This is a genomic window from Kitasatospora sp. NPDC001261, assembly GCF_042896795.1.
Taxonomy (GTDB): Bacteria; Actinomycetota; Actinomycetes; order Streptomycetales; family Streptomycetaceae; genus Kitasatospora.
On the sequence record NZ_JBIAXP010000001.1, the window covers coordinates 119908 to 130211 of the forward strand.

7 protein-coding genes are annotated in these 10304 nt (G+C 74.8%); 4 read left to right on the plus strand and 3 right to left on the minus strand.

Going from position 1 to position 10304, the window contains the following annotated elements; genetic code table 11:
• Positions 1 to 74 precede the first annotated feature (74 nt).
• The 3 genes from ACFY4B_RS00570 to rsmH form a co-directional block, all read right to left on the minus strand.
• The gene (locus ACFY4B_RS00570; RefSeq protein ID WP_387966126.1) at positions 75 to 2321 is read right to left on the minus strand and encodes a penicillin-binding transpeptidase domain-containing protein; all 2247 of its coding nucleotides are present in this window, start codon (positions 2319 to 2321) and stop codon (positions 75 to 77) included.
• A gap of 64 nt (positions 2322 to 2385) precedes the next feature.
• A complete protein-coding gene (locus ACFY4B_RS00575; protein ID WP_310593123.1) occupies positions 2386 to 2913 on the minus strand; it encodes a hypothetical protein in 528 nt (175 codons plus the stop codon).
• Positions 2914 to 3069: 156 nt separating this feature from the next.
• Positions 3070 to 4044 carry a 16S rRNA (cytosine(1402)-N(4))-methyltransferase RsmH gene (gene rsmH / locus ACFY4B_RS00580; protein ID WP_049651922.1) on the minus strand — a complete coding sequence of 325 codons (975 nt, stop codon included), beginning with the start codon at positions 4042 to 4044 and terminating at the stop codon, positions 3070 to 3072.
• A gap of 537 nt (positions 4045 to 4581) precedes the next feature.
• Between rsmH and ACFY4B_RS00585 the strand changes: the two genes are divergently transcribed.
• The 4 genes from ACFY4B_RS00585 (at position 4582) to ACFY4B_RS00600 (ending at position 10176) form a co-directional block, all read left to right on the plus strand.
• Positions 4582 to 5124, plus strand: a complete 543-nt coding sequence (locus ACFY4B_RS00585; RefSeq protein WP_049651923.1) for a carbonic anhydrase — start codon at positions 4582 to 4584, stop codon at positions 5122 to 5124.
• Positions 5125 to 5484: 360 nt separating this feature from the next.
• Positions 5485 to 6429, plus strand: coding sequence for a MoxR family ATPase (locus tag ACFY4B_RS00590; protein WP_107086444.1), 945 nt, complete (start codon positions 5485 to 5487; stop codon positions 6427 to 6429).
• Position 6430: 1 nt separating this feature from the next.
• Positions 6431 to 7750, plus strand: a complete 1320-nt coding sequence (locus ACFY4B_RS00595; RefSeq protein ID WP_049651925.1) for a DUF58 domain-containing protein — start codon at positions 6431 to 6433, stop codon at positions 7748 to 7750.
• Complete coding sequence (locus tag ACFY4B_RS00600) at positions 7747 to 10176, plus strand: DUF3488 and DUF4129 domain-containing transglutaminase family protein (protein ID WP_375874005.1); 2430 nt, start codon at positions 7747 to 7749, stop codon at positions 10174 to 10176. Before ACFY4B_RS00595 ends, ACFY4B_RS00600 begins: the two co-directional genes overlap by 4 nt.
• Positions 10177 to 10304: the final 128 nt, after the last annotated feature.

Consider the following 10304-nt stretch of genomic DNA (forward strand, 5'->3'; position numbering starts at 1 on the left):
AAGGGTGTCCAGGGCCAAACCGGCCCTCCGCCGCGCCGTGCTCCGGCCCGGCCGGTCCGTTGCTCATCGTGCGCTCACGGCTTCCACTCGACGGCCAGGTTCGGCGCCGGGCTGCCGCTCGGCGGGACCTGCATGGTCTTCAGGGTGAACTCCATCACCTGCTTGAACACCGGGCCGCACAGCTGGCCGCCGAAGTGGCCGTTGACCGGGCCCTGGAGGGTGCAGGAGACGGTGTAGCGGGGGGCGTCGGCGGGGGCGAAGCCGATGAAGGAGGCGGTGTAGCCGTCGTAGCCCTTGCCGTCGGCGGCGCCCCGGTCGGCGGTGCCGGTCTTGCCCGCGACCCGGTAGCCGGGGATGGCGGCCTTGCCGCCGGTGCCCTGCTCGTCGTCGACGACCGACTCCAGCATCGAGGTGAGGGTCTTGGCCGTCTCCGGGCTGACCACCCGGGTCTGCTCCCCCGGCGCGCTCGGGGCGTACTTGCCGTTCGGGTCGGTGACGCCCTGGACGATGCTGGGCGCGACCCGCACCCCGCCGTTGGCGATGGTCGAGTAGACCGAGGTGGCCTGGAGCGCGTTCATCTGCAGCGGGCCCTGGCCGAAGGAGATGTTGTACTTCTCCGAGGCGACCAGGTCCTCCGGCTTCTTGAGCATCCCGGAGGTCTCCCCGGGGAAGCCCAGACCGGTCGGCTGGGCCACCCCGAACTTGCGCATGTAGCCGTCCAGCACCTGGTTGGTCTTCAGCTGGTCGCCGCCGCCGAGGGTCTCGACCGCCTCGATGGTGCCGATGTTGGAGGACTTGGCGAGCACCCCGGCCAGGGTCAGGTGCCAGTCGCCGTGCTCGACGTCGTCCTTGAACTGCTGCCCGGCCCGGACCAGCCGGTTGGGCACGGTGACCTTGGTGTCCCAGTTGGCCGTGCCGGAGTCCAGCACCGCGGCCAGGCTCATCAGCTTGGCGGTGCTGCCCGGTTCGTACGCGTCGACCAGGGCCGGGTTGCCCATCTGGGACTGCTTGGCCAGGCTCAGGTCGTTCGGGTTGAAGCCGGGCGCGGTGGCCATCGCGAGGACCTGGCCGGTCTTCACGTCCTGGACCACCACGTAGCCCTTCTCCGCGCCGGAGTTGGCCACCTGGTCGGTGATCGCCCGCTGGGCGGCCCACTGGATGTCCCGGTTGATGGTCAGCTTCACGTCGTCGCCCGGCACGGCCGGCTCCATCGAGCCCCCGGCGGTGGGCACCAGCCGCCCGCCCGACTGGGCGTAGCTGCTGTGGCCGTCCTTGCCGGCCAGCAGCTTCTGGTACTGCTGCTCCAGGCCGCCGGCGCCCTCGCCCTCGGCGTTGACGAAGCCGACCAGGTTGGCGGCCAGGCCGTCCGCCGGGTAGATCCGCTTCTGGGTCTCCCGGTTGAACACCCCGGCCAGCGGGTTGGCGCACTCGTTGTCCACCCGGGTGCGCCCGCCCTGGTCGGCGGGCTTGCCGAGCAGCTTCTTCTGGGCCTGGCAGGCCCGCGAGCCGGCCTGCTTCTCCAGGCCCGACTTGAGGTCGCTGATCTGCTTCTTGGCGGCCGGGGTCTGCTGGGCCGCGAGCCGCTTGTAGCGGGTCTTGGGGGTGTGCAGGTCGGTGGCGATCTTCTCCTTGGGCACGCCGAGGATCGGCGACAGCAGCGCGGCCGCCTGCTCCGGCGCGTCCGGGATGCCGGTCGCCTCCGGGGTGAACATCGCCGGGTCGGCGGTGATGTCGTACGCGTCCACGGTGGCCGCCAGCGCGACTCCGTCGGAGGACGTTATCGAGCCGCGTTCGGCGGTGATCGGGATGTTCATGTAGCGGTTGGTGTTGGCGTCGGCGGCCAGCGCGTCGGCGTCCACCAGCTGGAGCTGCACCAGGCGGCCCGCGAAGACGGAGAACACCAGCGACAGCACCACGGAGATCACCCGCAGCCGGCGCTTCGGCTCGGCCAGCTTGAGCGCCTTGGGGCGCAGCGGCGGACGGCTCTTCGGGCGCACCGCCGCCTGGCTGCGGGCCGGCGGGCGCCCCTCGGGGCGGCGCTGCTGCGGCGCCCGCGGGGTACGGCCGGCGGAGGCCGACTTGGCGGGCTGGGCCTTGGCCGACTGGCTGCGCGCGGGCTGGCCCTTCGCGGGCTGGCTGCGGGCGGGCTGGGCCTTGGCGGGCTGGCTCCTGGCCGGCTGCCCCTTGGCGGGCTGGGCCTTGGTGGGCTGACCGCGGCCGGCGGCGGACTGCGCGCGCGGCGCGGTGCCCCGGGGCACCGGACGGCGGCCGTTGCCGCTGCCGGAACCGCCGGTCCCGCCCGGCTGACGTGGAGTGCTCATGCGGCCACCTCGCCGCGCTCGCCGGGCGCCTCGCGCCCGTCACCCCTTCTGACGGTCCACTGGCTCATCGGCCCGCGCCTCCGTTCGGCTTCGCGGCCGCGGCGGGCGAGACCGGGTTGAGCTGGATCACCGAGTCGCCGGCGGACGTCGCCGGGGCCGGTGCGGGCGGCGGCGCGGCCGGCGACGGGGCACCGCCCGGCTGCGGCGCGGCCGGTGACGGCCCGGCGGCGGGCGGGGCCGCGCTCGGCTGGGCGGCACCGGAGGGGGTCCTGGTCGGCCACGGCTCGGCCGTGGAGCGCTTGACCGGCGGGCTGTCCTGCGCCGGGCCGGGGGTGCCGACCACCTTGCCGCCGTTCGGGACGTCCAGGAAGGCCATCCCGCCGGCCGGGACCATGCCCAGCTCGGCGGCGCGCCTGGCCAGCGCGTCCGGGGCCGAGCTCTGGTCGATCTCGTGCTGGAGGCTCTGCTGTTCGTCGGTCGCCACGGTGGTCTGCTTCTGCAGTCGGGACAGCTCGAAGGAGCCCTCGTTGAGTGCGGTGTTCAGCGCGAGCAGGCCGAGCAGCCCGGCCGCCAGCAGCACCACGACGAGCACCGCGAACGGTGTGCGCCTCCGTACCGGACGCCTGCCCGGCCGGACCGTGATCCGCGCCCTGCCCTGCCCGGGGAGTCCTCCCCGCCCCGCCCGGACCTCACCGGCCACCGGCCCCACCGCTTTCCTCCGCCCTTCGGACCCCGCCGGGCCGGTTCGTCAGCCCCGCTTGCTTCGGTCCCTGATCCTCTCCGCCACCCGCAGCCGTACGGGCGCGGCGCGCCGGTTCTCCTCGATCTCCTCCTCGGTGGCCAGCTCGGCACCGCGAGTGATCAGTTTGAGCCAGGGCTGGTGCTCCTCCGGGATGAACGGCAGCCCTGGCGGAGCGGTGTTGGTCGCACCGGCGGCCAGGTACTGCTTGACGAGCCGGTCCTCCAGCGACTGGTAGGACATCACCACGATCCGGCCGCCGATCGCGAGGACGTCCAGCGCCCCCGGGATCGCCCGGTCCAGGACCTCCAGCTCGCCGTTGACCTCGATCCGCAGCGCCTGGAACGTCCGCTTCGCCGGGTTCCCGCCGGTCCGACGGGTCGCCGCCGGAATGGCGTTCCGCACCAACTCGACCAGACGCGCGCTGTTGGTGAACGGTTCCTTCTCCCGCTCCCGCAGGATCGCCGAGGCGATCTTCCCGGCGAACCGCTCCTCGCCGTACACCTTGAGGATGCGGGCCAGGTCGCCGTGGCCGTAGGTGTTCAGCACCTCCGCCGCGCTGATCCCCCGGGTCTGGTCCATCCGCATGTCCAGCGGCGCGTCCTGCGCGTACGCGAAGCCGCGGTCCGCCTCGTCCAGCTGCATCGAGGAGACGCCGAGGTCGAACAGGACGCCGTCGACCCGGTCGATGTCCAGGCGCTCCAGCACCTCGGGGATCTCGTCGTAGACGGCGTGCACCAGGGTCGCCCGGTCGCCGAACGGGGCCAGCCGCTCGCCGGACAGCTTCAGCGCCGCCGGGTCGCGGTCCACCGCGACCAGCCGCACCTCAGGGAACTGGGTCAGCAGCGCCTCGCTGTGCCCGCCGAGGCCGAGGGTGGCGTCCACCACGACGGCCCCGGGGCGCGAGATCGCCGGTGCGAGCGCGTCCATGCACCGCTGGAGCATCACCGGAACGTGCTTGGGGCCCGGTTCGTTGGTGGTCATGCGCGGTGGCGCCCTTCCTCGGTGCGGAGCAGCCCGACGTCCGGGAGCTGCGACCATTCTCGCCCACCGTGCCCCGGCACGACGAAGCGGCCCGTGGTCCCCGCCCGCTCGAGGGGAAGGTCGTGACCGCCCGGCGCCGGGGAAGGTGCGCCAGGTGGGCACGGAGCGGGAGGAGGCCACGGGCCGCTTCGACCGGGCCGCACCGGCCGGGGAAGCCCCGTTGACGGGCCCCGGCGGGTGTGCTCCACTGCGCCGCAAACTCTATCGCGCGGCCCCTGCCAGTCAATGGCCCGCTCCGGCGCACCACCCGGGCGGCGGTACGGATCACCGCAGGTCGCGGCCCTCGGGGCGGACCGGCGGCGGTCCGGATCGGGGGCCTTCGGCGGCGGGCGCGCGCCCCCTGGCCGCCCCGCGTGCGGGGTCGGCGGCGGCCGCTCCGGGAGCAGCTCCCGTTGTGGCGATGCACCCGATCACGGCCCGCCGTTCTGTAGCTCCCGGCCCCACCGCGCGGGCCCGATCCGCACTAACGTCGCCCCCATGACAGTGACACCCGACCGGCCCTCGCCGAACGCCGCTGCCGACCCTGCCAGACCCACCGTCATCGACCGCTTCGTCACGGCCAACCGCGCCTACGCGGTGACCTTCCGGGACGGCGGCATGGACGCCCGCCCGGTGCAGAAGATCGCCGTGGTCGCCTGCATGGACGCCCGACTCGACCTGTTCGCCGCGCTCGGCCTCGAACTCGGCGACGCCCACGTCATCCGCAACGCCGGCGGCGTCGTCACCGACGACACCATCCGGTCCCTGACCATCAGCCAGCGCGCCCTCGGCACCCGCTCGATCGCGCTGATCCACCACACCGGCTGCGGCCTGCTCGGGCTGACCGAGGACTTCCGCCGCGAGCTGGAGCTGGAGGTCGGCCAGCGCCCGCAGTGGGCGGTGGAGGCCTTCGTCGACCTGGACGGCGACGTCCGCCAGTCCATGCAGCGCGTCCGCACCTCTCCCTTCCTGCCGCACACCGACGACGTCCGCGGCTTCGTCTTCGACGTCCACACCGGCCTGCTCCGCGAGATCGACTGAGCGACCCGCCCCGACCCTGCCCGGCCGACGGTGTCCGGGCATTCGGGCACCGCCGAATGGTGACTTCTGGCCATCCCGCGGGGGAGAATGCGCCTGCCGGTCGGACCCCGAACCACCTGGGGCGGCCAGGCCGCAGGCCGCCTTCCCGGCCGCCGGCTCCTCGTTCGGAACCGCCCCCGGGACGGCCGCGTCAAGCATGGGGTGGGGTCCGGCCTCGGGACGGGGCGGGCACAGGGTGCCAGGGAGCGTATACGGGTGACGAGCTACAAGGATCAGGCCGGACTCGGCAGTCCCGCGGGGGGCGAACCGCAGCGGGCGGGCGGGTTCCGGCAGACCGGGCTCCCCGAACTCGCCGCGGTCGTGGACCGCGTGCGCGGCAACGTCGAGAGCGTGATCGAGGGCAAGCCGGAGGCCGTCCGGATCGCCCTGACCGTCCTGCTCGCCGAGGGCCACCTGCTGCTGGAGGACGTGCCCGGCGTCGGCAAGACCATGCTGGCCAAGGCGCTCGCCCGCTCGCTCGACTGCACCGTGCGCCGCATCCAGTTCACGCCCGACCTGCTGCCCTCGGACGTCACCGGCACCAACATCTACGACCAGCAGCGGCACGACTTCGAGTTCCGCCCGGGCGCGATCTTCGCCCAGGTCGTGGTCGGCGACGAGATCAACCGCGCCTCGCCGAAGACCCAGTCGGCGCTGCTGGAGTCCATGGAGGAGCGCCAGGTCACCATCGACGGCACCAGCTACGAACTGCCCTCGCCGTTCATGGTCGTGGCCACCCAGAACCCGGTCGAGATGGAGGGCACGTACCCCCTGCCGGAGGCCCAGCGCGACCGCTTCATGGCCCGGATCTCGATCGGCTACCCCAGCCCCGAGGCCGAGCTCGCGATGCTCGACACCCACGCCGGCGCCAGCCCGCTGGAGGACCTCCAGCCGGTCGCGCACGCCTCCGACATCCTCAAGCTGATCGACCTGGTCCGCACCGTGCACATCGCCGACCCGGTCCGCCGCTACGCCGTCGACCTGGTCGGCGCCACCCGCACCAGCCCCGAGCTGCGCCTGGGCGCCTCGCCCCGCGCGACCCTGCACCTGGTCCGGGCCGCCCGCGCCGCCGCCGCGCTGGACGGGCGCGACTACGTCACCCCCGACGACATCCAGCGCCTCGCCGTCCCGGTCCTGGCGCACCGTCTGATGCCGACCGCCGAGACCCAGCTCAGCCGCCGCACCTCCGAGCAGATCGTGGCCGACCTGGTCGCCCGGCTGCCGCTGCCGCGCCCGCAGGGCGGCCCGGCCGTCCGGAGGGGCTGAGGTGGCCCAGTCCGAATCATCGGGACTGCGGGCCGGGTTCCGCGGTCTCACCACCCGGGGGCGGTCCTTCCTCGCCGCCGGGGTCACCGCGGTGGCCTGCTCCTACCTGCTCGACCAGGACGCCCTGCTGCGCGTCGGCGTCCTGCTCGCCGCGCTGCCGCTGGTCGCCGTGGTGGTCGTCGCCAACACCCGCTACCGGGTGGCCAGCGGACGCCGGCTCAGCCCGCGCCGGGCGGTCGCCGGCCAGGAGGCCCGGGTCCACCTGCGGGTCGACAACGTCTCCCGGGTGCCCACCGGGGTGCTGCTGCTGGAGGACAAGGTCCCGTACGTGCTCGGGCCGCGCCCGCGCTTCGTGCTGGACCGGGTCGAGCCGCGCGGCCACCGCGAGGTCTCCTACCGGGTCCGCTCCGACCTGCGCGGCCGCTACCCGCTCGGGCCGCTCCAGCTGCGGCTGGCCGACCCGTTCGGGATGTGCGAGGTGACCCGCGCCTTCACCGCCTCCGACGTCCTCACCGTCGTCCCCCAGGTCCAGGCGCTGCCGTCGGTACGGCTCAGCGGCGAGTGGATCGGCCAGGGCGAGAGCCACAGCCGCACCCTGGCGCTGGCCGGCGACGACGACGTGATCCTGCGCGAGTACCGGCCCGGCGACGACCTGCGCCGGGTGCACTGGCGCTCCACCGCCCGGTACGGCGAGCTGATGGTGCGCCGCGAGGAGCAGCCGCAGCAGGCCCGGGCCACCGTCGTGCTGGACACCCGGGAGATCGCCCACCGGGGCAGCGGCCCCGCCTCCTCCTTCGAGTGGGCGGTCGGCTGCGCCGCCTCGGTCGCCGTGCACCTGCTGGAGCGCGGCTACCAGACCCGGCTGCTCACCGACACCGGGCTGTCGGTGCCCGGGCCGGGCGCGGGCGGCAGCCACAGCGGCGCCGACACCTCCGGGCTGGTCCTGGACGCCCTCGCGGTCGCCGACCTGTCCGACGGCGGCACCCTGTCCCGCGCCGAGGACCCACTGCGCGCCGGCGGTGAGGGCCTGCTGGTCGCCGTCCTCGGCGAGCTGGACGACGCCCAGGCCACCCGGCTGGGCCGGCTGCGCAGCCGCGCCGGCGGGGCGATCGCCTTCCTGCTGGACACCGGCACCTGGGCCGGCCTGCGGATGCTCGCCCCGGACACCGGCGGCGACGACTTCCGGGCCCGGGTCCAGCAGCTGCGCGAAGCCGGCTGGACGGTGATCCCGGTACGGGCCGGGGACTCCGTACCGGACCTGTGGCGGGCCGCCGACGGCAGCCGGACGACCGCCCCCTACCGAGAAGAGGCCGGCGCGTGACCACCCGGGCCAAACTGACCGCGTACTCGGCGCTGGCCACCGCCCTCGCCGCGCTGTGCATGATGCCGCTGCTCACCACCCGCAGCTGGCTCACCCACGCCCTCCTGGTGATCGCCGTGGTCGCCGCGGCCGGCGCGGGCCTGCGCCGCGCCCCGGTGTACCGCTGGACGGTGCCGCTCGGGCAGCTGCTGGTCCTGCTCCTCCTGCTGCTGCTCGGCTTCGCCGGCGAGGGCGGGATGCTGCCCGGCCCGTCCGCGCTGCGGGTCCTGGACCAGGTCTTCACCGCCGGCCTGGACGACATACAGCAGTACGCCATCCCGGCTCCGCCCACCGCCGGACTGCGGCTGATCCTGGTCTCGGCGATCGGGCTGATCGCCGTCGCGGTGGACACCGTCGCGGTGACCTACCGGCGCTCGGCGCTGGCCGGGCTGCCGCTGCTGGCGCTGTACTCGGTCGGCAACGGCCTGGCCGGGGAGCACGGCAGCTGGGTCTGGTTCGCCGTCGCCGCGGCCGGCTACCTGCTGCTGCTGTTCGCCGAGGGCCAGGACCGGGTCTCCCGCTGGGGCCGGGTGTTCTACGGCGGTGCGCGCGGCTCGGTGGAGTCCGGCCGGGTCAGCCCGGGCGGGCGGCAGGTCGGCGTGCTGGCCCTGGCGGTGGCGCTGCTGCTGCCGGTGGTCCTGCCGCACTGGAGCTTCGGGCTGCTGAACTCCGGCTCCGGCGGATCGGGCGGCAAGGGCGTCGGCGGGAGCCTGTCGACCAGCCTCGACCCGCTGGTCAGCCTGGAGGCCGCGATCTCCAAGCCGACCGACGCGGAGCTGCTCAGCTACACCCTGGACACCCCGCTGGCCGACCAGGTCTACCTGCGGACCGGCTCGCTCGACCAGTTCGACGGCGTCAACTGGCGGCTCGGCAGCACCACCGTCCAGGACCTCCCGGCGGCCCTGCCCGCCCCCGAGGGCCTGCGCGATCCCCAGGTGGCCCGGTTCGAGGGCGACTTCAAGGTCGACGAGCGGCTGGGGGGGAGCTGGCTGCCGATGCCCTACCCGGCCGCCTCCGTCCAGCTTCCCGACCGGAGCGCCTGGAAGCTCGACCCGCTGACCCGTACCGTCCTGCCGACCAGCGACAAGGCGATCCGCGGCCTGAGCTACCACGTCACCGCCCTGGACGTGCGGCCCACCGCCAACGAGCTGCGCCTCGCGGGCACCGCGCCGTCGGACATCAGGGAGCGCTACACCGCCCTCCCGACCGACCTGCCGCCGGTCGTCGCCGAGCAGGCCAAGGCCGTCACCGCCGGCGCGAAGAACGACTTCGACCGGGCGACGGCGCTGGTCAACTGGTTCACCGGGCCGGGCTTCACGTACGACACCGCCGTCAGCGGCGGCACCGGCAGCAACGCCATCGCCGTCTTCCTGCGCGACCGCCGGGGCTTCTGCGTGCACTTCGCCTCCACCATGGCGGCGATGGCCCGGGAGCTGAAGATCCCGGCCCGGGTGGCCGTCGGCTTCACCCCCGGCGACAGCAAGGGCGGCAACGTCTACTCGGTGACCGGCCGGATGTACCACGCCTGGCCCGAGCTGTACTTCACGGGCTACGGCTGGCTGCGCTTCGAGCCGACCCCGAGCCGCGGCGTCCCGACCCGCTACACCGAGGCGTCCACCGCCCCGACCACCGCGCCGACCCAGCAGGCGACCGCCGCTCCGCAGACCGCCTCGGCCGCCCCGCTGCCGAGCTCCGGCTCGGACTGCACCGCCAAGCAGCGCCAGCTCGGCGAGTGCGGTTCCAAGGACAAGGCCGTCGCCAAGACCGCCGAGGAGTCCTGGCTGCTCTCCGGCCAGGTGCTCGGCACCCTGGCCGCGGTGCTCGCGCTGATCGCCCTGCTGCTCGTCCCGATGGTCTGGCGCGCGGCCGTGCGCCGTCGCCGGCTGGGCGGCGGCGGGCGGCGCGGGCCCGGCGGGAGCGGAGCGGCGGAGCTGACCGACGCCCAGGTGCTGGCCGCCTGGGACGAGCTGGTCGACTCCGCCTGGGACCTCGGAATTCCCCCGGACGAGTCACGCACCCCGCGCTCGGCGGCCCACCGGATCACCGAGAAGGCCCACCTGGACGCGGATTCGGCGGCGGCCACCGGCCGACTGGCGCTGGCCACCGAGCGGGTGCTCTACGCCCCGCCCGGGCAGCCCGTCACCGAACCGCTGGCCGCCGACGTCCGCACCGTGCGGCGCGGGCTGCGGGCGGCCGCCGGCCGGGCCGGACGGACCAGGGCGCTGCTGCTGCCGCCGTCCTCGGCGCAGCTGTGGTGGCGGATCTCCGACGCGGCGCGGGCGGCCCGGGCGACGGCCGGTGCCGCGGTCGGCCGGGCGGTCGAGGCCGTCTCCGCGCCGGTGCGGCGGGTCCTCACCCGGGGCAAGGGGTCCACCCCGGAGTCCTGACCCGGGGGTTTCCCTTCCGGACACGAAGCCGGGGCGGGGCGGGGGTCGGCGGCCCCCCCCCGCGGGGGGCGGATGGGCCGCGCGGCGCAGAACCCCCCGGGCTGCGCGTCCCGGCGGCGCGGCCCGCG